This is a genomic window from Corallococcus carmarthensis (assembly GCF_003611695.1).
Taxonomy (GTDB): Bacteria; Myxococcota; Myxococcia; order Myxococcales; family Myxococcaceae; genus Corallococcus; species Corallococcus carmarthensis.
In genome coordinates this window covers 1-24343 of record NZ_RAWE01000154.1, presented here as the reverse complement: position 1 = coordinate 24343, position 24343 = coordinate 1, and the positions used below count along the sequence as shown (strand labels likewise).

General features: G+C 70.9%; 19 protein-coding genes. 12 read left to right on the top strand and 7 right to left on the bottom strand.

Annotated elements, in window-relative coordinates; translation table 11 throughout:
- A partial coding sequence (locus D7X32_RS30770) for an AAA family ATPase (protein ID WP_120606135.1) occupies positions 1-2744 on the top strand: 2744 nt, incomplete at its 5' end.
- Between the two features lie 22 nt (positions 2745-2766).
- Here D7X32_RS30770 and D7X32_RS30765 read toward each other — a convergent pair.
- The gene (locus D7X32_RS30765; RefSeq protein ID WP_120606134.1) at positions 2767-3021 is read right to left on the bottom strand and encodes a hypothetical protein; all 255 of its coding nucleotides are present in this window, start codon (positions 3019-3021) and stop codon (positions 2767-2769) included.
- A 356-nt stretch (positions 3022-3377) separates the two neighbouring features.
- On the opposite strand from D7X32_RS30765, the gene D7X32_RS30760 reads away from it, so the two are divergent.
- A complete protein-coding gene (locus tag D7X32_RS30760; RefSeq protein WP_120606133.1) occupies positions 3378-4160 on the top strand; it encodes an alpha/beta fold hydrolase in 783 nt (260 codons plus the stop codon).
- Positions 4161-4262: 102 nt separating this feature from the next.
- Positions 4263-5144, top strand: coding sequence for an SGNH/GDSL hydrolase family protein (locus D7X32_RS30755; RefSeq protein ID WP_120606132.1), 882 nt, complete (start codon positions 4263-4265; stop codon positions 5142-5144).
- A gap of 13 nt (positions 5145-5157) precedes the next feature.
- Here D7X32_RS30755 and D7X32_RS30750 read toward each other — a convergent pair whose 3' ends face one another.
- Together D7X32_RS30750 and D7X32_RS30745 are read right to left on the bottom strand one after the other, a co-directional pair.
- Entirely contained in the window at positions 5158-6015 is an 858-nt protein-coding gene (locus D7X32_RS30750) for a GspE/PulE/PilB domain-containing protein (protein WP_120606131.1), read from the bottom strand.
- Positions 6016-6132: 117 nt separating this feature from the next.
- Entirely contained in the window at positions 6133-6501 is a 369-nt protein-coding gene (locus D7X32_RS30745) for a Spx/MgsR family RNA polymerase-binding regulatory protein (RefSeq protein WP_120606130.1), read from the bottom strand.
- Between the two features lie 39 nt (positions 6502-6540).
- Between D7X32_RS30745 and D7X32_RS30740 the strand changes: the two genes are divergently transcribed.
- The 5 genes from D7X32_RS30740 (at position 6541) to D7X32_RS30720 (ending at position 12881) form a co-directional block, all read left to right on the top strand.
- A complete protein-coding gene (locus D7X32_RS30740; protein WP_120606129.1) occupies positions 6541-7944 on the top strand; it encodes a right-handed parallel beta-helix repeat-containing protein in 1404 nt (467 codons plus the stop codon).
- A gap of 142 nt (positions 7945-8086) precedes the next feature.
- Positions 8087-9124: a lysylphosphatidylglycerol synthase transmembrane domain-containing protein gene (locus tag D7X32_RS30735; protein ID WP_120606128.1), complete on the top strand. Its 1038-nt coding sequence runs from the start codon at positions 8087-8089 to the stop codon at positions 9122-9124.
- Positions 9125-9238: 114 nt separating this feature from the next.
- Positions 9239-9649 (top strand): SET domain-containing protein-lysine N-methyltransferase, encoded by a 411-nt coding sequence (locus D7X32_RS30730; RefSeq protein WP_120606127.1) that lies wholly within the window; start codon positions 9239-9241, stop codon positions 9647-9649.
- Between the two features lie 214 nt (positions 9650-9863).
- Complete coding sequence (locus tag D7X32_RS30725) at positions 9864-11486, top strand: DUF1592 domain-containing protein (protein ID WP_244239272.1); 1623 nt, start codon at positions 9864-9866, stop codon at positions 11484-11486.
- Between the two features lie 12 nt (positions 11487-11498).
- The gene (locus D7X32_RS30720) at positions 11499-12881 is read left to right on the top strand and encodes a DUF1552 domain-containing protein (protein WP_120606125.1); all 1383 of its coding nucleotides are present in this window, start codon (positions 11499-11501) and stop codon (positions 12879-12881) included.
- Positions 12882-12977: 96 nt separating this feature from the next.
- On the opposite strand, the gene D7X32_RS30715 is transcribed toward D7X32_RS30720, so the two are convergent.
- The gene (locus D7X32_RS30715) at positions 12978-14264 is read right to left on the bottom strand and encodes a pectin acetylesterase-family hydrolase (protein WP_279635634.1); all 1287 of its coding nucleotides are present in this window, start codon (positions 14262-14264) and stop codon (positions 12978-12980) included.
- Positions 14265-14567: 303 nt separating this feature from the next.
- Here D7X32_RS30715 and D7X32_RS30710 point away from each other — a divergent pair, with 303 nt between their 5' ends.
- Complete coding sequence (locus D7X32_RS30710) at positions 14568-15245, top strand: hypothetical protein (protein WP_120606136.1); 678 nt, start codon at positions 14568-14570, stop codon at positions 15243-15245.
- Positions 15246-15249: 4 nt separating this feature from the next.
- Here the strand turns inward: D7X32_RS30710 and D7X32_RS30705 are convergent, their stop codons facing one another.
- Entirely contained in the window at positions 15250-17385 is a 2136-nt protein-coding gene (locus tag D7X32_RS30705) for an ATP-binding domain-containing protein (RefSeq protein ID WP_120606123.1), read from the bottom strand.
- Between the two features lie 334 nt (positions 17386-17719).
- Between D7X32_RS30705 and D7X32_RS45630 the strand changes: the two genes are divergently transcribed.
- From D7X32_RS45630 to D7X32_RS30690, 3 genes are all read left to right on the top strand, one after another.
- Positions 17720-18556 carry a hypothetical protein gene (locus D7X32_RS45630; RefSeq protein WP_158625791.1) on the top strand — a complete coding sequence of 279 codons (837 nt, stop codon included), beginning with the start codon at positions 17720-17722 and terminating at the stop codon, positions 18554-18556.
- 87 nt (positions 18557-18643) lie between these two features.
- Complete coding sequence (locus tag D7X32_RS30695) at positions 18644-21487, top strand: carboxypeptidase regulatory-like domain-containing protein (protein ID WP_120606122.1); 2844 nt, start codon at positions 18644-18646, stop codon at positions 21485-21487.
- A gap of 50 nt (positions 21488-21537) precedes the next feature.
- Complete coding sequence (locus D7X32_RS30690) at positions 21538-22683, top strand: acyl-CoA dehydrogenase family protein (protein ID WP_120606121.1); 1146 nt, start codon at positions 21538-21540, stop codon at positions 22681-22683.
- A 4-nt stretch (positions 22684-22687) separates the two neighbouring features.
- Here the strand turns inward: D7X32_RS30690 and D7X32_RS30685 are convergent, their stop codons facing one another.
- Both D7X32_RS30685 and D7X32_RS30680 read right to left on the bottom strand, forming a co-directional pair.
- Positions 22688-23119 (bottom strand): hypothetical protein, encoded by a 432-nt coding sequence (locus D7X32_RS30685; protein ID WP_147450332.1) that lies wholly within the window; start codon positions 23117-23119, stop codon positions 22688-22690.
- Between the two features lie 4 nt (positions 23120-23123).
- A complete protein-coding gene (locus D7X32_RS30680; RefSeq protein ID WP_120606119.1) occupies positions 23124-23960 on the bottom strand; it encodes a hypothetical protein in 837 nt (278 codons plus the stop codon).
- Between the last annotated feature and the right edge of the window lie 383 nt (positions 23961-24343).

Below are 24343 nucleotides of genomic sequence, written 5' to 3'. Positions count from 1 at the left end.
CCTCCACCCCGTCCCCCCGCGACGCGGAGCTCATCCCCGTGGACCGGCTGTGGCGCCAGCCCTGGGGCAGCATCTGGGGCCCTCCCGGCACGGGCAAGACGACGGCCGTCGCGGACCTCATCGCCCGCGCCCTGCGCGCCTACCCCAACGAGCGCATCCTCGCGGTGGCGCCCACCAACCGCGCCGCGGACGAACTGGTGATGCGCGTCAGCGCCCTGCTGGAGCGCGAACCCATCCCCCTGCGCCCCCTGGCCCGCAGCATCTTCCGGGGCGGCAACGGCGCCAGCGAGGCCCTCGCCAAGCTGCCCACCGTGGCGCTTGAAGAGAACAAGACGAGCAAGCTGCTCAACAGCATCCAGGAGCGTGAGCGCGAGCTCACCCTGGAGCGCGCCCGGGGCGGCGCCGCGCCGGAGCTGGCCCGCATGCAGGCGGAGCTGCGCACGCTGCGCGGCCGCGTGAAGGACCCCACGCTCAAGGAGGCGGAGAAGGGCGACAGCCCCCTCATGGTGCTCACCGTGCACCGCGCCCTGCGGCTCGTGTCGGAGCTGGAAGGCGAGGAGACCTTCCAGCGGCTCGTCGTGGATGAGGCCGGCATGGTGACCCGCGCCGCGACGGCGCTGCTGGCACCGCTGGCGCGGCAGGTGACGCTCGCGGGCGACCCCAAGCAGATCGGCCCCGTGAGCCGCGCGGCGGAAGGGGCGGGGAAGGGCACCCAGACGTGGCTTCGCGCCAGCGCCCTGTCCCACCTGGAGGACGCGGTGAAGGACGCGGAGCGCCCGGACGTGCTGCTCCTGCGCACCCAGCACCGCATGCATCCGGACATCGCCCGCGTGGTGAGCCACTTCTGCTACGGCGGCGCGCTGGAGGACGGCGACCTGGTGAAGGACCGGGCCCAGAAGCCTCCGCCCGTGCCCGCCTTCCCGTCCCGCGCGATGTGGCTGGTGCTGGACGGCCTGAGCCGGGACAACCGCCGCCTCACGCACGGCCGCGGCGAGACAGGCTCCGGCTACCAGCGCGAGCTGTCCGCGGAGCTCGCCGTGACGCTGGCCCGCCAGGCCGTGCGCCTGGGGCTCACCGTGCTGTGCGTGACGCCCTACCGCGCGCAGGCGGCGCTGCTGCGCAAGCTGGGCAACGCGGCGGGGCTGCGCCACGACATGTTCAGCGCCTCCACCATCCACCGCCAGCAGGGCACCCAGTACGACGTGGTGATGGTGGACACCGTGGCCGGGGGCCGGCCCTTCCCGCCGCACACGCTGGTGCCCATCCTCAACGTCGCCGCCAGCCGCGCGAAGGAATACCTGCTGGTGCTCGCCTCGCGCGCGGAGGCCCGCGCCTCGCCCGTGCCCGCGCGCTTCCTGTCGCTGCTCCCCCGCGTGCGCGTCCACGCTGGCACTCCGCCCAGGCTGGAGCTGCTGGCCACCCAGCCGCGTCCACCTCCGCCGCCTCCGCCGCCGCTGGTGCCCATGGGCCTGGGCGGCGAAATCGCGAGCGGCAAGGACACCGTGCCGCTCTTCACGCAGGAGCAGGTCTCCCTCTTCGAGCGCCGCTTCGACGACGGCCACCACCTGGTGCGCGGCGTGGCCGGCAGCGGCAAGACGTACGTGCTGGCGCACTGGGCCGCGCGCTACCTGCTGGAGAACCCGCGCGCCCGGGTGCTGGTGTCCTTCTACAACCGCTCGCTCGCGCCGCTCGTGGACAAGCTGCTCCTGGAGGCGCTCCACGTGCGCGCGGGGCCGGAGCAGGTGCGTCCGCTCCGGGCCCAGGTGACGGTGAAGCACGTGGGCGCGCTCCGCCGCCTGGAGCCCCACGCCTTCGACGCCGTCTTCGTGGACGAGGCGCAGGACATGGACGCCAAGGGCCTCGCGTCCCTGCACGCGCTGGTGCGCCCCCGCGTGGACGAGGACGGCCGTGAGTCCCGCTGCTTCCAGCTGTTCATGGACGACTCGCAGAACGTCTACGGCCAGGTGCCCATCGACCACCTGAAGGAGCAGCTCCCCGAAGGGCTGTCCTTCCGTGGCCGCACCCGCGTGCTCAAGGAGACCTTCCGCGCCACGCGCGACATCCTCGACGTGGCCTTCAACGTGGTGCTGGATCCGCTGCGCCAGCACCGCGTCACCGACCCCGGCATGCGCGAGTACATGAAGGCCGGGGAGCTGGCCCGCGAGCGGCTCCTGTGGCTGCCGGAAGAGACGCTGGAGGGCCTCTACCGCGTGCAGTCCACCGAGCGCGGCGGCGTGCTGCCCCAGGTGAAGGACTTCGCCTCCAGCAACAGCGAGGCGCGCTGGGTCGCGAAGGAGATCGCCCGGCTCGTGAGCGAGGAGGGCGTCCACCCCGGGGACATCCTCGTGGTGGCGCCGGTGATGCCCGCGTCGTTCACGGACGCGCTGCGCAAGGCGGGCGTGCCCGCGGAGGCCTACGGCGGCAAGGGCGGACGGGACGTGGCGGACTTCCGGGTGAGCGGCGTGGACCACGTGCGCGCCACCACGGTGTTCTCATGCAAGGGCCACGAGTGCCCCGTCGTCTTCTTCGCGGGACTGGAGGCGCTGGATTCCATCGAGGCGTGGATGGCGGGAGCCCGCCAGCGCACCGAGCGCGAACACGAACGCATCCGCCGCGCGATGTTCTACGTGGGGGCCACCCGCGCGATGAAGCGCCAGTACCTCACCGGCGTGCGTGGGGGCCGCTTCCTGCAGGTGGCCGCGTCCTACGTGCAGACGCTGTCCGGCCACCGCCCGGCGCCCTGAAACAGGGGGCGCCCGGGACTTGTTACATCCGCCAGGCGGTGGTGGCGCTCGCGCTCTTGCCGAACGCCGGCTGCCCGTACACTTCACGGAAGCGCGCGCGCAGCAGGTCGAACGTCTGCTGGAGATCCGGCGCCGCGGAGCGCGAATCCGGCAGCTGTCCACCCATCCGCGCGAAGCAGCGGCTCATGGCGCCATCCAGCCACTGCGTCACGGCGGTGGTGTCCTGGTCCTGGAGCCGCTCGAACACGGACAGCGCGCGCTCCAGCGTCTCGCCCACCAGTTCCGTCGAGTCGACCGGACTCCCAGTGCAAAGCTTCGCGGCCCGAACTTCCAGGGCCGGACGATGCTTGCGAACGAATTCCCCGAAGGCATGCAGATTCACAGTGACCATTCTTAACCCTTCGCCCCCTCACTGTCAGAACGCCGACCGCGAAAAACCTTGGGTCGATTACGGAGTGCAGCGTGTCGGTGGAAAAGGGTGGTGTGATTAACCATGTATCACTCTCCGTCTTGGCAGGCGAGCCACCGGGGGCATCTGTTCCCGTCCGTGGGTCGTGCGGGCCACCGGGTGGGCGCGGGCAGACCCAGGGCGCCGGCGTTGTTCTCCGGCGCGTTTCAGGGAAAGCAGGAGACATGCGCCGCACGGTGGATCTGACGGACCTGGGAGGAAATGACGAGGGGCCTCGCGTCCTCTTATTGCCGGGACTGGGGGCCCGTGGATCGGGCTTTCGCGAGCTCGCCCTGCGGCTGACGGACGTCGCGCGTCCCGTCCTGGTCGAGTACCCGGAAGGCGAGCACGCGGCGTGCGGCGCGAGGGCGTTGGCGGAGCAGGTGCTGCGCGTCACGGGCAATGTGGACGCGGTGGTGGCCAGCTCCTTTGGCGGCATGGTGGCGGCGCACCTGGCCGCGGGTGGCGCGACGCGCGGCGTCGCGTTCCTGGGAGCGTTCACACGCACCGCGCACGTGGGGCCTCGCGGACGGCTCATCGCGATGATGGGCCCCATCGCGGTGCTGGGACGTCCTGGCCGCGTCGCGGCATCGCTGGCGGCGTGGCGGCCGGTGCCCTCGGATCAGGTGGCGGACGTGGTGCCCACGACCGCGATGGAGCGCATGACGACGCTGCGGCGCGCGTTCGCCATCCACACGGAACCGCCGCCACCGGACCTGCGGCCGTTGAAGGTGTCGTGCCTGTGCATCCAGGGGGACCGCGACGTGCTGGTGCCGCCGTCGTCGCTGGAGCGCCTGGCCGCGTCGCTGCCGGAAGGCACGCCCCGCCACGTGCTGCGCGGCGCGGGACACGTGCCCTACTTCTCACATCCGGAGGACTGCGCGCGGCTGCTCACGCCGTGGCTCCAGGCGCTCGCGCCCGCGGGGCTCGCGGCGCTGGCGGCTTCGGACGTGGGCTCCGCGGCCTGACGCCGCACGCGGCCTTGACAGGCGCGCACGGGGCAACGGATCCACCCTCCCGTCGGGGGGGTGTACGGAGGGGGGGCGCGGGAAGTAGTTTCGCCTCCGCCGATGTCGACCCGTCCTCTTCGCGCGCTTCTCTTCCTGGCGTTCCTGTCCACGGCGGCCCAGGCCTCTCCGGAATCCGCACCCGGGCTGACCGCCTCGCCCGTGCTGCCCACCGCTCCGGCCCAGGCCGCCGCCCCGGCGCCCGCGCCCCGCCGCACCGTGCTGCTCCTGGGCGACAGCCTCATCGCCACGGGGTTTGGCGAGTACCTCCAGAACCAGCTCGCCGCGCACCCGCGGATCCGCTGTGAGCGCCGCGCGAAGTCGTCCACGGGCCTGGCCCGGCCGGACTTCTTCAACTGGCTGGAGGTGGGGCAGCAGGAGGTGCAGCAGCACCAGCCGGACGTCGTGGTGGTCATCCTGGGCGGCAACGACGGGCAAGCCCTGCACACCCGCGAGGGGCGCGCCACCGTGGCCTGGGGCAAGCCGGACTGGCAGGGCGAGTACCGCCAGCGGTTGACGGACTTCGTGACCGCCATCTCCGCGCCGGGCCGCAAGATTGTCTGGCTGGAGCTGCCCGCCACGAGCCGACACCGCTTCGAACAGAAGCTCACGCTGATCCGCGACCTGCAGCGCGAGGTCATCGCCGGACGCGAGGACGCCGTGCACCTGGACACGCGGCCCTTCTTCACCGACGCGCGCGGCAAGGCCCTGAAGCAGGCCCGCGTGGACGGCTTCCGCAAGCCCATGCGCCTGCGCATGACGGACGGCGTGCACTTCACCGTGGCCGGCGGACGCTACTTCGCGAACAAGGTGTACCCGGAGGTGCTGGGCGTGCTGGGCCTGGAAGCCGGGGAGCAGCACACAGTGCGCCCCGCCGCCACGCCGGTGAAGCCGACGATGCAGGCCCTGGCTCCGGTAGCCCCAGCAGCCCCGGCGGCCCCGTAGCGCTTCCTCGCGCTCAGGAGTGGCGCGGCCAGGAATCCTCGCTGCCCGCGTCCGGACGGAGCCTGCGCACGGCGCGCAGGAGCAGTTCCTCGTCGCGCGGATTGGCCAGGAAGCCGCGCGCCTCCAGCTTCCGCGCCCGGTCGAAGCCCTCGTCATCCGACGTCCCGTGGACGATGAGCGCGCCCTCGATGTGGACCTCGCCCGCGAGCAGTCCTTCCATGGCCTGGAGGGGGGCGAGCACCACGTCATTCTCCCGCGTGTGCAGCACCTCCAGCGGCGTGGCGACGCGGGACGGGATGCCGTTGCGCGCCAGCGTCCGGGAGATGAGCACCGCGGTGACGGGCGGCCAGCCGTAGAGCATCAGCGGCGGGCTGGGCACGGCCGGGCGGCGAGGCTCCGGCGTGGACTCTCCGGTCTCGCGGATGCCGTAGAGGGCGCTGAGCGCGCGGGACAAGGCGCTGTCGGAGGCCAGGTGCGGCTCCACGCGCGCCTTGCCGGACACGGCCCGCACGTCGTCCACCGCGTCCAGCGACAGCGGCGCGGGCACGGCCAGGTGGAGCACCTCCCGGTCCTCGCGCATCTCCAGGCTGAGCGGCACGACGCCGTACTGCCGGGCGAGGCGCGCGGGCACCAGCGCGGTCAGGGAACGGTCGAGCGGGTGCCGGTCCAGGTCCACGGCGTCCACGTCGAACTGGAGGGCCAGCCCGCGCAGGACGTCCGCCTCCGTGCACACGCCCTCGCTCACCAGGGCGCGTCCCAGCGGGACGTGGACCTCGTGGTGGTGCACGAGCCCCAACCGGAGCTGGCCTTTGTCGACCACTCCCAGCTCCAGGAGGATTTCCCCCAACGGGCGTCTGGATCCGATTTCCATGCCCAATCAACGTGGCAACCCGCCCCGCACGCGACGACGGTCGGACAGGGGCTCGGCCGCCCGCCCGCTCTCATGCGGTGTGAAGGCAGACGGCCCGGAGCAGGGCAGTGCGCCCTGCTACCCGCGCGCGGGGAACAGCGCCTCGTAGGACTCCGGCTTGAAGCCCACGGTGACGGCGTCCTTCGAGACAAGCACCGGCCGCTTCACCAGCTTTCCATCCTTCGCGAGCCACTCCACCAGCTCCGCGTCGGAGGCCGCGTCGACCTTCTCCTTCCCGAGCGCGCGGTAGCTCTGGCCACTGATGTTGAGCCACTTGCGCACGGACACGCCGCTCTTCGGAATCCACTGGCGCAGCTCCGCCACGGTGGGGGGCTGGTCCACGATGGGGCGCGTCTTGTAGGAAACGCCTCGCGCCTCCAGCCACTTCAGCGCCTTCTTGCAGGTGTCACATCCGGAGTACGCCAGCACGAGGATGTCATCGGACATGCGCGGGCTTCTACCAGAGCGCTTCCGGGAAAAGAGACCATGAACCGCTCCGCCACGCTCCACGCCGTCCTGTCCGTCCTCTGCCTGCTGGGGGGCGGGGTGGGGTGCTCCGGTGAAGTCGAACAGACCGGGGAGACGCCGTCGGGCATCGTGCCGGACAGTGGCACCCCGGACCGCGACGACGCGGGGACCCCGGACCGTGACGCCGGCACCACCCCGGACGCGGGCACACCCGATGCGGGCACACCCGATGCGGGCTCGGCCGACGCCGGGTCTTCCGATGCGGGGGCCTCCGATGGCGGCACGGACGCGGGCACCCCGGACGCGGGCTCCTTTGACGCGGGGGTCGTGATCCCTGGAGACGGCGGCACGCAGGTGACGGGCACGCTGCCCTCGCGCCTGACGCTGGCCGGCTCTCCGTACCGCGTCGTGGGCAACGCCCAGTACGTCGTCACCATCCCCAAGGGCCAGACGACGACGGTGGATCCGGGCGTCGTCATTGACTTCAAGGGCAACCCGGCCGTGACGAACGCGGACGTGCGCGACGGCGCGCAGGACGTGATGAACCACCAGAACGGCCGCGTGGAGCTGCGCGTGTACGGCCGCATCCTGGTGCAGGGCACCGCCAGCGCGCCGGTGACGTTCACCTCCACGAACCCCCACGGCTGGTGGGGCGTGAACTTCTTCGGAGACCAGTCCAAGGGCGACGGCGACCCCGTCTTCCGGCACATGGTCTTCGAGAAGGTTCGCAAGAACGATTACAACGGCGACCGGGACCGCACGCGCGGCGCGCTGTGGGCCTACTACCCGGGGCCGGTCACCATCGAGCACTCGCTCTTCCGCGACAACGAAGCCTCCGGCAAGTGCGGCGCGCTGGACCTGATGTTCACCGACGGCTCGGTGGTGACGGACACCCTCTTCGAGAACAACCGCACCCGAGACATCGACCGGTTCGCCACCGGCGACGGGGCCACGTCCGGCGGGGGCGCGATGTGCGTCACCCACGGGCGCAACTCCACCGTGCGCGGCAACACCTTCCGCGACAACACGCTGTCCGCCTTCCGCGGCAGCCAGTCCAACGCGCTCCAGTCGCGCACCTACGAGGTGTGGCCCAACGGCGCGAACCACTACGACCTGGGCGGCGGCGGGGCGCTGCACTACTTCCAGCCCGACCACGACCTCATCGAGAACAACGTCTTCGAGAACAACGCCGCCGTGCGCGGGCCCGGCGCGGCCCTCTACCTGGAGGACGTGCCCAACGCGGGCGTCACCCTGCGCGGCAACACCTTCACCGGCAACCAGGCGGGCGCCGGGGGCGTCATCGTCTGCAACCGGGGCGGCGGCAACGCCACCGAGCTCGTCCTGGGCGCCGGCAACACCTTCAGCGGCAACACCGTCAACGGCGCGGCGGCCCCGCAGGTGACGGGCGACTGCGCTCGCTGAAGGGACTCCGCGAAGCCGCCGGGCCATGGACCGCCTGCTTCCCCGCACGGGGAGCAGGCGAGCCACCGTGCTCCGGAGCCTGCCCCGTGGGGCGATGAAGCGCATCCTTCCCGAAGCCATCCCATTCCCGGAAAGGAGACGCATGGAGGGCACGCGCGCCGAATCCATCCCCACGCTGGAGGAGCCGCTGGAGGTGCCAGCGAAGCGCCGGCGCGGCTGGTGGATTCCCGGTGTGCTGATGCTCATCGCGCTCCTGGCGTTCATCTTCTCGAGGCACGCGGAGGAGAAGCAGTTCCTGGAGCTCGTGCGGCAGGCCCGGCCCGCCTGGCTGCTGGTGGCCGTCGCGTGCCAGGTGGGCACCTACCTGTGCGTGGCGGGCATCTGGTGGATGGTCCTGCACCGGGCGCGGATCAAGACGTCGCTCTGGTCGCTGGCGCGGCTGTCGCTGATGAAGCTCGCGTTCGACCAGGTGATTCCCACCGGCGGCGTGGGCGGGTCGCTGCTCGTCGGACGCGGCCTGCGCCGCGAGGGCGCGAGCCCTGGCACCTCCGCGGGCGCGGTGCTGCTCACGGTGCTGTGCTTCTACATCGCGCAGGCGCTGGGCGTGGGCGTGAGCCTCTTCTTCCTCTGGCGAAGGTCCGAACTGAACGACTGGATCCAATGGCTCGTCACCGGCTTCGGCGTGGTGGCGTTGATCATCCCCATGGCCATCCTCTGGGCCACGCGGCACCGCGAGTGGAAGCCGGGCCGCTTCGCCCGGCGCATCCCGTCGCTGGGGGCCATGACCAAGGCCATCGCGGAGGTGCCGCCCGGCATGCTGCTCAACCCCGGCCTGCTCGCGCGCGGCGTCGTCCTGCAACTGGCCGTGTACGTGCTGGACGCGGCCACCCTGGGCGCCATGCTCCGCGCGCTGGGGCTGGAGGTTCCCCTGAGCACCGTGTTCGTCAGCTTCATGGTGGCCTCCATGGCGGAGACGGTGTCCATCATCCCCGGCGGCGTGGGCACCTATGAGGCCGCGTCCGTGGGCATGCTCAACCTCTTCGGCGTCCCGGTGGAGGCGGCGCTCGCGAGCACCCTGCTCCTGCGCGGCTTCACCCTGTGGCTGCCGCTGCTCCCCGGCCTGTACCTGCTGCGCCATACCTTCCGCCACCACCCCGCGCCCGGCGGGCAGGCAGGCTGACTTCACCGGAAGTCGCGAAAGGCCCCAGGCTCTCGCAGCCGCTTCCCGTGGCCGCCCGTCCTGCGCGATGGTTCGCTTCGCGTGGACGACACCGGAATCGGAGAAGAAGCACCCATGAACCTGGGCCCGGCGCTGTTCCTCCACCCCGGCGTGAAGGTGCGGCCGTGCGAGTGGGGGATGGGCGTCTTCACCGACAGCTTCATCGCCGCGGGGGAGCTCATCGAGGAGTGCCACTACCTCAAGGTCCCGCAGCGGCAGTGCCGGGGCGAGCCGCTCGACGACTACGTCTTCGAGATTCGCTGGCACCGCCACGAGGAGCCCCGCAAGGGCGACTGGGTCGCGCTCGTGATGGGCTATGGAATGATCTACAATCACGCGAGCGACCCCAACGCGTCCTACAGCCGCGCGGAGGACCGCGATGTGTTCCGCTATCACTCACTGCGGGACATCCACCCTGGTGAGCAGATCTTCATCAGCTACGGGGAGAACTGGTGGAAGGCTCGGGGTGAGGAAGTCCCTCCCTGAGTCGCTTCCCACCGTGTGCGCACCTGACGGTGCGTTCGCACTTCCTGCTCCGTGAGGCCGGCTTCTTCCGTGAGGGCGGCTTCTTCCTCGGGGAAGAGCGAAACGGCCGGAAATGAAATCATCCCTGTCCGCGTGGGGAGCAACCAGTACAATGCTGACCGCCTGTGCGCCGGTCGTCTGTCAGGCCGTGCGGGTGCGAGGAATGCCAGACATCATGCCATTGCGTCGTTTCTATCTGTCCTCCGCTCTCGTGCTCTCCGCCTCCGCCTGCACCGGCAACATCGGTGGGCAGGACGCGGCGCCTGAAAGCGCGGCGGCGCCCGCACGCGTGCGCCGGCTGACGCGCGACGAGTACAACAAGTCCGCCTCCGCGGTGCTGGGCACGCCGGTCGACATCGCCCAGGGCTTCGCTGCCGAGGACACCATCCTCGGCTTCTCCACGCATGAGCGGCTCCAGGTGACGTCGCTGCTGGCGGATCAGATCGACACCGCCGCGGTGACGCTGGCGGAGCAGGGCAAGTCACAGCTGAGTGACCTCTACGCGTGCCCCAAGGGCAAGACGCAGGACGAATGCGCGCGGTCCTTCATCCAGCGCGTGGGTGAGCGCGCCTTCCGCCGCCCGGTGACGGCGGAGGAGGAGACGGACCTGCTGGCCCTCTTCAACCAGGGCAAGCAGGGCGGGACCATGGAGACGGGCGCGGAGCTGGTGCTCCAGGCCCTCTTCTCCTCCGCGTCGTTCCTGTACCGCACGGAGCTGGGGCCGGATAACGCCCGCAAGGGCCAGGTCGTGGAGCTGACCGCCTTCGAGGTCGCCTCCGAGCTGTCCTTCATGGTGACCGGTGGACCGCCGGACGCCACGCTGCTCGCCGCCGCCAAGGCCGGCACGCTGTCCTCGGCCGACGAGCGCGAGGCCCAGGCGCGCCGCCTGCTCAAGACGGAGGCCGCGCAGCTGAAGCTGCGCCAGTTCTTCATTGAATGGCTGGGGCTGGGCGGCCTGTCCAAGGTCAACAAGAACAACCTCGTGTACCCGGACTACAGCGTGGACTTCCGCGACTCCATGGTCCGCGAGCGCGACGCGTTCATCGACGCCGTCGTGAAGGACCACGCGGGCTCCGTGGAGGAGCTGCTGGGCGCGAAGTACTCGTTCGTGGACGAGACGCTGGCGAACTTCTACGGCGGGCTGGACCGCACCAACGTGGACGGCGACACGGGCCTGGGCCGCGTGACGCTGCCCCCGGAGCGCCAGGGCATCCTCACCCAGGCGGGCGTGATGTCCACGTACGCCCACTTCGACTCGTCCTCGCCCATCAAGCGCGGCAAGTTCGTGCTCACGCGCATGCTGTGCCGCACGGTGCCGCCGCCGCCCGCCAACGTCCCCACCATTCCCCCGGCCCTGTCGGAGGACGCCACCACCCGCGAGCGCTTCGCGGCGCACACCAACAACCCGGCGTGCAACAGCTGCCACCGGACCATCGACCCCATGGGCTTCGGCATGGAGGACTTCGACGGCCTGGGCCAGCACCGCACGGAGGAGAACGGCAAGAAGGTGGACGCCAACGGCGCGGTGATTGCCGCGGACGGCACCACCAACCTGGGCACCTTCACCGGCGGCGCGCAGCTGGCGCGCTACCTGACGACGAGCGATGAGCTGGCCAACTGCGTGCCGCTGCAGTTCGTGCGCTACGCCATGGGGCGTGACGAGCACGCCTCGGACACGGAGCTGCTCGCCACCATGCGAACGGGCCCCTACCGCACGGACCACCTGAAAATCACCGAAGCGCTGGTCAGCCTGGTGCGCTCGGCTTCCTTCACGCAGCGGCGTCTGCCCACCCGTTGAGCTTTGACTTCCATGCCCCGCGACTTCTCCCGACGCAGCATCCTGAAGCTCCTGTCCGGCACGGCCATGGCGGCGCCCTTCGCGCACCTGCTCACCAGCTCCGTGGCCGAAGCGGCTGACGCCGCCCCCCTGCGCTTCATCGCCCTGTTCACCCCCCACGGCTTCCTGCCGGAGTACTGGACGCCCAAGGGCAGTGACTCCAGCTTCGACATCGACTTCGAGAACTCCGTCCTCCAGCCGCTCCAGCGCCACCGCGACAAGCTCCTGGTGCTGGACGGCCTGGACTACCGCGTCCTCTACGAGCACGGCCGCACCGGCCACGAGGGCGGCCCCGTCACCTTCCTCACCGGCAGCGAGGTGGAGGTGTCCAGCGGTGACGAGCTGCCCTCCGGCCCGTCCCTGGACCAGGTGATTGGCAACACGGTGGGCGGCAGCACCCAGTTCCGCTCGCTGCAACTGCACGCGTTCGAGCAGTTCGGCGCGCAGCACGTCTACAACAGCATCTCCTTCACGGAGAACGGCTCGCGCGTGCCGTTCGAGCTGAACCCCGCCAACGTCTACAAGCGCCTCTTCGGCAGCATGGGCGGCTCCGCGGCGGAGGCGCAGGCCATGCTGGCCAAGCGCAAGAGCCTGCTGGACTACCTCATCAAGGACGCCAGCAAGCTGAAGTCGCGGCTGGCGGCCGCGGAGGGCACCAAGCTGGACACGCACCTGGCCGCGCTGCGCGACATCGAGCGGCGGCTCACCAATACGGGGGCGCTCAACTGTGCCCGGCCGGAGGCGCCGTCCGACGCGCTGAGCGACCTGGGCGACATCAACAACATGCCCGGCCTCACCGAGCTGCACATGGACCTCATCGCCCGCGCGTTCGCGTGTGATTTGACGCGCGTGGTGACCATGACCATCCCCGGGCCGTCCATGCCGTGGATTGGCATCGACGAGGACATCCACAACGACATCGCCCACCGCACGGACACCCAGACCCAGCCGGAGCGCACCGCCATCCGCCTGCGCATGGTGCAGGTGCAGCGCTGGTACTCCGAACAGGTGGCGCGGCTCATGGACACGCTCAAGTCCATCCCGGAGGGCAGCGGCACGGTGCTCGACAACACCCTCATCCTGTGGGGGAACGAGCTGGGTGACGCCGCCGGCCACATGAACGTGTCCATCCCCACGGTGCTGGCGGGCGGCGCGGGCGGGAAGTTCCGCATGGGCCGCATGCTGTCGCTGCGCCCCGGCAAGGACCCGCTGGGCACGTGGAAGGGCCCGGGCAACCCGCTTCCGGGCGCCGTGGAGCACAACAAGCTGCTCACCTCCATTGCCCAGGCCTTCGGCGTCAACGTGGACCGCTTCGGCCACCCGGACTACACGGGCACGCTGCCCGGCCTCACCTGAGCCGTTAAGCGGGCTCCAGGGCCTGGAAAGACAACGGGAGCGGACCTTCTCAAGGCCCGCTCCCGTTTTCATTTCAGCGACAGCCGGTGGGAAGGACTACCCGCCGAGCGCGCCGTTGATGAGGGGCGCGAGGATGCTCATGCCGGCGTCCTCGTTGTTGTAGTTGTTGGCCGGCTCGTAGATGCGGACGCGCTGGTTGCCGTTGATGAAGCGCGACAGGAAGACGTCCATGGGGACCATCTCGCTGTGGCAGGCCCAGGACTGCCAGGGGCTGGAGGCGTACTCGTACCAGTACTTCTTCTCCATGCGCTGGCAGGCGTGCGCGCCCACGAAGGTGATGATGGTGCTGCAGTGGCTGGCGTTGATGGCGCGGTGGTGCGGGATGAAATAGCTGAAGTTGTTGTACTTGTTCAGCTCGTTCACGAACGCGTCCTGGTCCGTCTTCCAGTACGCGTGGACGGACGCCTCGTCGTTGGGCGTCTTGAAGCGCTCATACGAGTAGCGCGAGTAGTTGTAGTCCATCGTGTAGCCCGTGTACGCGAGCTGATCGTTCGGGAACTCCGTGGCCACCATCTTGTTGATGGTGCCCATGTCGCTGATGCTGAAGCTGGCCGGCAGCTGGCTGAACACGGAGTCCAGGTTCCACGACGAGCGGATCTTGTCGTGCAGCGGGCGCGACAGGGAGTTCGCGTTCGGCGCCATGAAGATGGGGCCGGAGTCGTTGATCATGTATCCCTTGGCCGGGTTGATGGCCTTGCGGATGAAGTAGTAGCCGGCGGAGGTGGACGTGCCACCCGCGCTGTAGCCCGTGACGAGCAGCTTCTGCACGCCGGGGAAGTTCTGCTTGGCGTAGTTCGCCGCGGCAAGCGTGTTGGTGTAGCCGGAGTGGTACCAGGTCAGCGGCGCCTGGCCGCCCGTCGTGTCCGAGTAGACCTTGGTGTTGTTGCCGATGTGCACGTCGCCCGTGCAGTACGGCATGTAGACGATGTTCCAGTCCTTCGTGACGATGTCCTTGCGGTCACGGAAGGGCAGGCCCGGGTCCGCCCCGTTGACGATGGGGGACACGTACTTGGCCGTGAACTGCGTCATGTAGTCGTCGGCGATGCCGTTGGGGTTCGCCGCGCCCAGGATGCCCGTACGGCCGCTACAGGAATCGTAGTCCCAGCACGCGCCGCCACCCTCCATCATGAACAGCAGGTTGGGCGAGTTCGTGCGGTGCACGAAGAACTTGTACTGGGAGCCGTTGCCACACTTGGTGCCGGGCAGCGTCACCTTCTGCCAGGCGTAGTTGTTGCCGCCGTCCACCAGCACGTCGACGATGCCTTCCACCAGCACCTCGGCGCGCGCGGCGCCCACGGGGGCAGTGAGGGCCAGAAGGCTCATCCAAAGAAGACTTCTCATGCGGCTTCCTCCAAAGGGGGGAGTAGTGAGTGGGGTTGCGGCCCGGGATGATACGTTTTTGTTTATCAGCCGGAAGCAGGGAAACTCCACTTGCAGTGAAAATTGTGAATTCCATGTTGAGTGCAGCATTCCATGGGAGTGGACTGGGATTGCTGCTCCGCGTCAGCCAGGAGTTGAGAATTGACGCGCAATGGCATGTCTTAAATGTATCAATTGCGCGGTGCGTCGCTGGCGCTGCCTGACGTGGGTTGCAGTGGGCGCGGAACGCGCGGTATGGCCTTGGGCATGAGCACGCACGCGCGATGGAAGCTGCCCCTGGGCACGGCGGGAGTCCTGGTCCTGGCGGTGGGGGCGTGGCTTGTCTTTGGCGGACAGGCCACGGACGACGGGGCTCCGGCCGCGGCGCCCCCGGCCGCCCAGACCCCCGCGTCGCCTCCGCCGGTGTTCGCGTCCACGCCCGCGGTGCCCCGCGCGAAGGACGGTGGGCTGGACCTGGTGGGCGCGGCGACGGCCCAGGTGCAGGCGGCGCCGGAGGAGGAGTCCGGCCCCTACCCGGTGGACCTGGAGGCGCTGCGCGCGAAGCTGCCGGGCAATCTGTACTGGGAAATGGACGCGCCCACGAAGGACCCGGAGGAGCTGCGCCGCCGCGAGGCGGTGAAGGCGAAGTGGAACACCCTCTTCGGCAAGGTGCAGGCCAACGAGGCCTCGGAGGAGGAGGTGCACCAGTACTACGAGCACCGCCGCCAGGTGTCCGAGGACGCCATCACCTTCGCCACCACGATGCTGAAGGACTACGGCGACAAGCTGCCTTCGGAGCACCGCGGTCTGCTGGAGTTGAGCGTGAACATGCACCGCACGCGGCTGGCGGAGCTTCCCCGCCAGGAGACGGACGCGCTGGCGCGGCGGGAAGCCCACGCCCAGCGGCAGCGCGAGTGGCGGGCGGGCGGCGGCCGTCAGCCCTGAGCCGTCAGCCCTCCGCCGTCTCGCTTACGCCGGGGAAGGTCCGGATGAGCGGTGAGCGCACGGCGGAGGAGGCCACCCACAGCTGGTGGGAGGAGCGGGTGACGGCGACGTGCAGCCTGCGGCGGGCCTCGTCGTCCGCGGGGTAGGCGCGCGCGGTGACGTCCGGCAGGACGACGTAGTCGAACTCCAGCCCCTTCACGTTGTCCACGTCCGTCACGTCCACGCCGGGCTCGAAGGAGAAGTCTCCCTCCAACACCAGACGCGCCCAGGGCATCTCCCGGATGACGCGGTGGAAGGACTGGGCGGACTCCCGGCTGCTGGCGATGACGCCCACCGACGCGTGGGGTTCGCGCAGCACCAGGTCGCGCAAGGCGTCTCCCAGGAAGAGCCACGCCTGGGCCTCGTCGGGGAAGTGGTGGAAGCCCACGGGGGCGCCCTCGCGGCCGGCGCGCGCGGCGTTGGCCGGGGACTGCGTGCCCAGCACGTGCTGCGCCAGCTCCACCACCGGGCGCGGGCAGCGGTAGGACACCTGGAGCCGGCAGGTGGCGGCGTCGCGGATGCCCAGCTCGTCCAGGGCGGCGTCCCAGCCGGCGAAGCCCGCCGTCGTCTGCTGCACCTCGTCCCCCGCGAGCGTGCAGCTGCGGCTGTCGCCGAGCAGCTGGCTGACGACGAAGAGCTCGAAGAGGGAGAAGTCCTCCGCCTCGTCCAGCACCACGTGCGCCAGCCGCTCCGCGCCCAGCGCGCCCCGCTGCGCCTTGAGGAACATCAGGATGGGCAGGTCGTCCGCGTCCACCGTGCCCGCGAGCGCGGCGGGCGTGTCCGCTTCAATCGCGCGCCCGTCCATGGTGACAAGGCGGTCCTCGTCGAAGCCCTTGTACTGGCGCGCCAGCGGCGTGGCGGTCTGCTGCTTCGTGTGCTCCAGCACCTCCGCCACCACGGTGCGCGGCAGCTCTCCCTTCGCGTCCGCCACCACGGCCTCCAGGAAGGCGCGGTCCAGGTACGCGTCCGCCAGCTTGATGCGCAGCCGGTCCAGGGTGGGGGGCAGGGCCTTGCCCTTGAAGACGGGCACGCGGCCGGCCAGCGCGCGGCGCAGGGAGGGGTGGCGCTTGAAGCGCGTGACGAGCGCGGGCGTCTCCGGGGACAGCTTGATGCCCGGCAGGCTGAAGGCGGAGCGCGCGGTGGAGAGCGACCACGCCTCCAGCGTCTCCACGGACACCTTGCCCAGGCCCAGCGGTTCGAGCAGCCGGCGCGTGAGCCGGGCCAGGCCCGCTTCCGGGACGACGACCTTGGTGCGCGCCTGCGGGTACGTCTTCGCGTCGTCGAAGATGACCTTGGCCAGCCGGTGCAGCGCCACCGTCGTCTTGCCGCTGCCCGCGCTGCCCAGCACCAGCAGCGGCTGCTCCGGGCCGGTGCTGACGGCCGCGTACTGCTCCGCGTCCAGCAGCGCCGTGACGCCGAAGGCATCCTCGACGTGCGTGGTGCCCCGGCCCACGCCCAGGAAGCCCGGACGGGCGGCGGTGCCGCTGCCGCCCGCGAGCACGGAGGCCGCGTCGCGCCCGCGCGAGTGCCAGCGTCCCTGGGCGTCGCGCTGGAGCAGGTGCGGGCCGGTGCTGATGCGGGTGAGGACGCCCTTCTCGATGATGACCAGCCGGCGCGCCTCCACCTCGCCCTCGGAGAGCCGGTCGCCGAAGGACTCCTCGAACGCGTCGCCTTCCTCGTAGTTGTAGAAGACGCGCGCGACGGGGGCGAAGCGCCAGTCGATGACGCGCACGCCGGCGGCGAGGTTGGCGAAGCTGGTGCGCCCGAGCAGGTAGTCGCGCGCGCCCGTGGGGCCGGACAGCCGCAGGTGCGCGAAGTAGGGCGCGTTCGCGTCCGGCAGCGGCACCGTCTCCTGCCGCTCCAGCATGGAGCGCACCTCGTTCATCTGGGTGAAGACGTGGGGCAGGTCCGCGGAGTGCGCCGTGGTGGCGTCGTCGCGCAGCACTTGCAGCTGGGCCATCAGCCCCTGGGTGTCCAGCGTGCGCTCCGCGGCCTGACGGCGCGCTTCGGACAGCGCCTGCTGGACGCGGGACAGCAGGGCCTCTTCCTCGGCGATGAGCGCGAGCGCCTCGGGCGACAGCTCCTGCTCCTGGCCGGCCATGGCGTCTTCCTTTCCGCCCGTGGGCGTTCGTGGCGCGTGCAAGGTGAACGCTGGCCCACGCCGGGTCAACCCGTTGGATTTCCGGGCCGTCTTGCTAAGGTGAGGATCGCGGTCGACGCGCCCGTCAGGGGCTCCAGGGCTCCAACGCGCTCCCGCACCCGCTTCCCATCCACCCCGCCAGGTTGCCTCCCCAGGGGGTGGGGTAGATGTCCGCGACTGGTCGCTGACCAGGGCTGTCTGTCGAATGGCGGCGCGCACCGGGGGAGGGTGGCTTCTATCGGCACGCGCGGCTTGCTTCCGTCCGCATCCATCCCGAACACGGAGGATGCACCGGATGACTTCGAAGAACGCGCCGTTCCGCTGGACGCTGTCGCTCGCAGCCGCGCTGGGAATCGCCACGTCGGCGGGGGCGCAGGAGCCGGAGCCCCAGACGGAGACGGAGACGACGACCACCACGACGAAGACGACCCAGCAGGAGTTGTCGGAGGCGATGCAGCCCGAGGGGCGCATCGGGCCGCAGTTCGCGGTGAGCGGCAACGTGGGCTTCGGCCTGGGCTACGTCTACACGAACGGCCTGAGCCCGGCGGGCACGGTGGAGGACCTGAAGATCACCGACTCCGCGAAGGTCTCCTTCCCCATCGTCGCGGAGCTGGGCTTCCGGGTGACGCCGCGGTTCTACCTGGGCGTGTGGGGCAGCTGGGAGCCGGTGCTGACCAAGACGAACGAGCTGTCGTGCCCGGAGGGCTTCGACTGCTCCACCTACCAGTGGCGCGTCGGGCCGGAGGTCCGCTACCACATCCGGCCGGGCGCGAGCTTTGATCCGTGGATTGGTCTGGGCGTGGGCCTGGAGATCCTCAAGAGCCACGTGGAGGGGGACACGCAGCTGCAGGTCGCGCCGGGCGTGTTCGTCCCCACGCACGTGGATACGCACGTCACGGACCGGGGGCCCACCATCGCGCGCCTCACGCTGGGCGGCGACGTGCGGGTGACGCGGTCCCTGGCGCTGGGGCCCATCATCACCGCGTCCGTGGGCCAGTACACGGTGCGCACCGGTACGCAGACGCTGGACATCACCGGCGTGGGCACCCGCGACCAGGGGCTCGCGCCCGTGGATGATGGCTTCCACGCGCTGTTCACCCTGGGCCTCCGTCTGGCGTTCCTCCCCCTGTAGCACCGCGTGGAGGTGCTCCCCCCCTTGGAACCGGGGGGCCGGGTGAGGTGTCTTGGGGCGCGGGTCCCCACCTCCCCCGGAGGGTGCATGTCGTCTCGCAAGGTGTTCATCGTGGTGGCCGGGCTGGCGTTGCTGCTGGCCGGGGTCTTCGTCTGGAGGCGCACCTCCGTGCCGGCCGCGGCGGTGCGCGATGGGACCGTGACGTCGCCGGTGGCTCCCTCGTCACGGACCGCGCAGGTCCCGCGACGGGATGGGAGCGGGGCGACCGCGCCCGAGGAACAACCCGGGCGGGATGCCGACGGTGCGCTGCGAGTGGAGGCTGTCACGGCCTCTGGACCGCTCGCGGGCGCGGAGGTGACGCTGTCCCTGCGGGGACCGGCGTCCCCTGGTTCTCGGCTGCCTTCGTGGCGCGTGGCGGGGCAGGGCCGGACGGATGCGGCGGGGATGCTGGTGCTGCCCGCGCGCCCCGGGCCCTATCTCGTCACCGCGCGTGCGGAGGGCCTGGCGATGGCGCGCGCGGAGGTGACGCGGCCTCACGGAGAAGCGCTGTCCACGGTCCGCCTCCTGCTGGAGCCTGGCGTGTCGCTGACGGGCCTGACGGTGGAGCGCGTGGGTGGCGCGCCAGTGCCGTTGGTGGAGCTGGTGCTCACGCCGCACACCGGCTTCGAGGATGGCCTTCCCGTGTTCCTCCAGACGGGCGCGTCGGTGCCGGACGAGGCTCGGCACGAGGCGCTCAGCGACGCGCGGGGTTCGTTCCAGTTCCACGGGCTGGCGCGAGGTGAATACCAGCTGGAGGCGCGAGCCCCGGGCCACGCACCCCACCGCGTCGCGCGCGTGCACGTGCCGGGGACGGACGTGCGCGTGGTGCTGGACGGCTCCGCGTTCATCGAGGGGTTCGTCACCCGGGGGGATGGAACGCCCGCGCCGGGAGCGCGCGTGAGCGCCTGGGGCGAGGACGGCGCGGTGGAGGTGGAGGCCGGGGACACGGGCAGCTTCTCGCTGGACGTGCCGCCCGGCTCGTTCCAGGTGACGGCCCGCCACGCGGAGGAGACCGGAGCGGCCGGGGGCGCGGTCGTCGTGGGGCCGGGCATGACGGTGAAGGGCGTGCGCATCCGCCTGGGCGGCGTGGCGTCCCTCGCGGGCGTGGTGCGGCGCAAGGACTCGGGGGAGGCCATCGCCGGGGCCACGGTGGGCGTGCGCGCGAATGGCGACCGCGCGGACCTGCTCCAGGCCCGCGCGGGGGCGGATGGGCGCTTCGAGGTGGGCGGGCTCGCGCCGGGTGTCTACGACGTGCAGGTGCGGGCTCCGGGCTTCCAGCCGCTCACGCGCACGGGACTGGGTGTGCTCGCGGGGCAGCGCTTCGACCTGGTGCTGGAGCTCGCGGTGCCGGGGCGCATCGAGGGCACGGTGGTGGATGGAGCGGAGGCGCCGCTTCCGGGCGTGACGGTGGTGGCCCAGCTCAAGTGGCGGCCGTTGCCGGACGCGCTGCCCTCGGTGACGGACGCAGAGGGGCGCTTCACGCTGGAGGACGTGCCGGAGGGCACCGTGTACGTCGCGGCACGCCGCGCGAACAGCGAGGACGAGGTGCGCCAGCCCGTGAGCGTGGAGGCTGGGAAGACGGCGGAGGCGCGGCTGACGCTCGTGGACGAGGGCGTGCTGGAGGGCACCGTGCGCAAGGAGGACGGAGGGCGGCTCTCGGGGGCGGTGACGGTCACCGCGCACCGGGTGGATGCTCCGGCCTCCGAGTCCGTGGACGTGCCCGCGAAGCCGGATGGAACGTGGTCGATGCGCGTGGGCGCGGGGCGCTACCAGTTGAGTGCGTGGCTGTCCGCGCTGCGCTTCCAGAACGGCGGCCAGCAGCAGGTGGTGGAACTGGAGGCGGGTGGCCAGCGCCACGTGGACCTGGTGGTGGGTGAGCCGAAGAAGCCGCTCCAGGTGACGGTGCTGGAGCCCAACGGCGCGCCCAGCGTCCATGCGACGGTGATGGCCACGGAGGCGGGCCGCACGGACATCCAGGCGGAGGAGATGACGGACGCATCCGGCCGGGCGGTGCTGGCGCTGGACGGGCTGGGTTCGGACGCGTGGCGCGTCTGGTCCACGAACGGCGGACGGAAGGGCGAGGCCGCGCGCGTGTCCGCATCCCAGAAGGAGCTCACGCTCCAGCTGAAGCCCGGGGCCCGGCTGAGGGGCACCGTGCGCTCCGCGGGAGGCCGCGAGGTGCGCGGCTTCACGCTGACCCTCACCGCGGCGCGCGGCGAGGACGACTTCCTCTCCCGAGTGGAGCGCCAGTTCTCTGGCGATACCTTCCAGGTGGAGGACGTCTTCCCCACGCGCGTCACTGTCATGGCCACGCTACCGGACGGGCGCGCGGGCAAGGTGGACGTGACGCTCGCGTCGGGCGCGAAGGCCTCCGTGGATGTGGTGGTGGACGCGGGCGGCGGCGTGTCCGGGCGGCTGGTGAGCGCGATCACGAACGAGCCGGTCTCGGGCGCTTACGTGGACGCGGACGGCATCACGTCTCCCACGACGGGCGCGGACGGGCGCTTTGAATTGAAGGACCTGGCCCCGGGCTTGTACCGGCTCACCGCGTGGGGCCGGGGGAAAGAGCTGGTGGACCGGCATGTGTCGCTCGCCGTGGGGGAGACGCAGGACCTGGGGGAATGGCGCCTGGGCCTCCGGCGAGTGGAGCCGGGGCGGCTGGGCCTGAGCTTCGGCATGACGGGGCGCGACGTCATCATCAGCGACATCGCCGAGGGCGCGAACGTCGCGGGGCTCCAGGTGGGGGACGTGGTGCGCTCCATCGACGGGGCGGTGGTGCTGGACACGGTCGAGGCGCGGCGGCGCGAATGGGGCATGCCGGGCAGTCCGGCGGTGCTCGTGCTCCACCGGGGCGGCCAGCCGCTGTCCTTCACGTTCATCCGCGCACGCTGAGGCCCGCGTGGCTTGAAAGCGCGGGTCCTGCCCTGACAGCATCCCGCGCCATGGATGAGCGCTTCACCCCGGAGCACGAGGCGTTCCGCCGGACCGTGCGTCAGTTCGTCGAAAAGGAGCTGGCCCCGCACGCCCTGGAGTGGGATCAGGCCGGCGAGTTCCCGCGCGACGTGTTCCGCCGCTGCGGCGAGCTGGGCTTCTTCGGCATCAGCCACGACCCTGCGTACGGCGGCAGTGGGCTGGATTACTGGTACGTGGCCGCCTTCGCGGAGGAGCTGGCGCGTGCGCGCAACGGGGGCGTGGCGATGTCGCTCCTGGTGCAGGGGCAGATGGCCACGCCGGTCATCAACGAGCTGGGCACCGACGAGCAGAAGCGCGAGTTCCTCGCCCCCGCGCTCACCGGCGAGCGCATCGCGGCGCTGGCGATGAGCGAACCCGACGCGGGCTCGGACCTGGGCCGGTTGCGCACCACCGCGCGCAGGGACGGCGACGACTACGTCATCCAGGGCGCCAAGACGTGGATCTCCAATGGTGCCCGCGCGGACTTCCTGGTGCTGGCGGTGCGCACGGGAGGGGAGGGCGCGCCGGGCATCTCGCTGGTGACGCTGCCCACGGACGTGAAGGGCTTCGCGGTGTCGAAGAAGCTCCAGAAGGTGGGGCACCGCTCGTCGGACATGGCCATCCTCTACTTCGAGGACTGCCGCATCCCCGCCCGCTACGTGCTGGGCCGGGAGAACGACGGCTTCTTCCACATCATGAACAGCTTCCACGCGGAGCGCCTGGTGACGGCGCTCTACACGGTGGCGGTGATGGACGACCTGTTGCGTGAAGCCATCCGCTACGGCCGCGACCGTCAGGCCTTTGGCAAACGCCTGCTGGACTTCCAGGTGTGGCGCCACACCTTCGTGGACCACGCCACCCGCGTGGAGGCGGCGCGGCAGCTTACCTATCAGGCAGTGCAGCTCTTCAATCGCAAACGCAAGCAGAAGCCGGTGAAGGAGATCGCCATGGCCAAACTCCTCACCACGGAGCTGGCCCAGCGCGTGGCCTATGACTGCCAGCAATTCTTCGGCGGCATGGGCTACGTGGAGGAGTCACACGTCGCGCGGGCGTGGCGCGACGTGCGCATGCTCACCATTGGCGGCGGCACGTCCGAGGTGATGAAGGAGATCATCGCCGGGACGATGGCGCTGTAGCCGCTCAGGCGGCCTTCTGGTCCTGGGTGCCTTCCAGCCACCGGGCCGCGTCCTCGCCATTGCCCTTCCACGCCGTCGGAGTGCCGTCGACGGTGCGCTTCGCCACCTCCAGCTCCCAGCCCACCTTGACGGGACCGACCTTGAAGCCGGGAGACATGGAGACGCCCTTCTGCGTGTAGGTCGTCGACTTGTACTCCACGGTCGCGTCCTTGCCGGCGGTCTTGAATGCTCCCGGCACGTCGCCCTCCAGCAGCTTGCCGAACGTTCCGTTCTTCGCGAGCGTGCTGGGGTTGCCCTCGATGCTGACCTCGTACGACGTGCCCTTGCCGTTGCCCTGGACCAGGCCGGCCCCCTCCACCGACAGCGTGACCTTGCTCTTCTGGTTCGCCGCCATCTCCTTCATCGCGGGGCCGAGCGTGCCCTTCGGATCCTTCATGACGTCATCCACGCTCACTCCGGCGGGCAGGGGGTAGCGTGTCTCCACCTCCAGCTTGCCGGCGCCCTTGAGCGTCCCCCCCCACCTTCACGCCGCCCTCCAGGGGGAACTTCATCGCGTCCGGCCCGACGAGGGTCTTCTTCGCCTCCATCTTCCGGCCCAGGCCACCGCCCACCTCCACCTGGGCGGTGTCCTTGATGACGACCTCCGGCGGCTTGCCTTCGGGGAACTCGATGCGGACCGTGCGGTCCGAGCGGAGCTTGCCGTTCACGTCCCCGCTGTTCAGCGGTCCCGCCGGGACCGGAAACTCCGCGGCCACCTGGGCGGCGCCCGTGCCCCGGAGCTCCACGGCGGCCATCTTTCCGCGCAGCCACGCGATGTCCTCCGGCGGAGGCATGTCCGCCGCGCCCGCGATGTTGCACTGCATGCCTGTCTTCATGCGGTCCATGATGCGATTGGCCCGGACCACGTCCTCGGGCGTCTCGAACTTGAACTCGACCTTGCCGCCGCCGCCCACCAGCAGCTTGGCGTCTATCTTTCCGTTGTCGAAGCCCACGCCGCCCAGGATCTCCGAGTCCATGCTCAGCCGGTAGTTGGGCCCCGGCTCACGCTCGCCCGTCGTCGGGTTGGTGCGCATGCCCTCCTCGCAGCTGACCTCGATCTGCGCGCGCGTCTGGAGGCGGCCTTCCTTGAAGCCGCCGTCGAAGCCACCGGACGTGGAGTACTTGTCGCCCGGCTTCATGGACTCGAGGTCCGCTTTCGAGCCCGATACGTCGGCCCCGCCCCCGAGCGCCTTGAGCGCCCCGTCCACCTTGGACTCCAGCCAGGTGAAGCCGGGCACGTTGTCGCGAGCGCTCTGCAGCAGCTGATTCAGCGCGCCCTGCGGCTCGGCGGTGCCCCCACTCCGCCCGCGGCAAGCGCCTCCGGCTGTACCTGCCCCGCGGCGCCGCCCTCGAGCCCCAGGCCCGCGGGACCGTCACTCGCGGGTCCCCCGGCCACGGGGCCCGCCTGCGTCCCGCCGCTGACACCGCCCGCCGCGATTCCCCGCGGACCTCCGGCCGGAGCCGCATGGCCTCCAGCTCCGGCCGGAGCCGCGTGTCCCCCCACCCCGGCCGGACCCGCGCGCCCGCCGCGCACCTCGAACCCGTCTCCCGGCCGCCCGATAGCGGGCCGCTGCGCCGGACGGTTCGCGGGTCCCTGCGACGGGAGCTCCGGAAGCCGGCG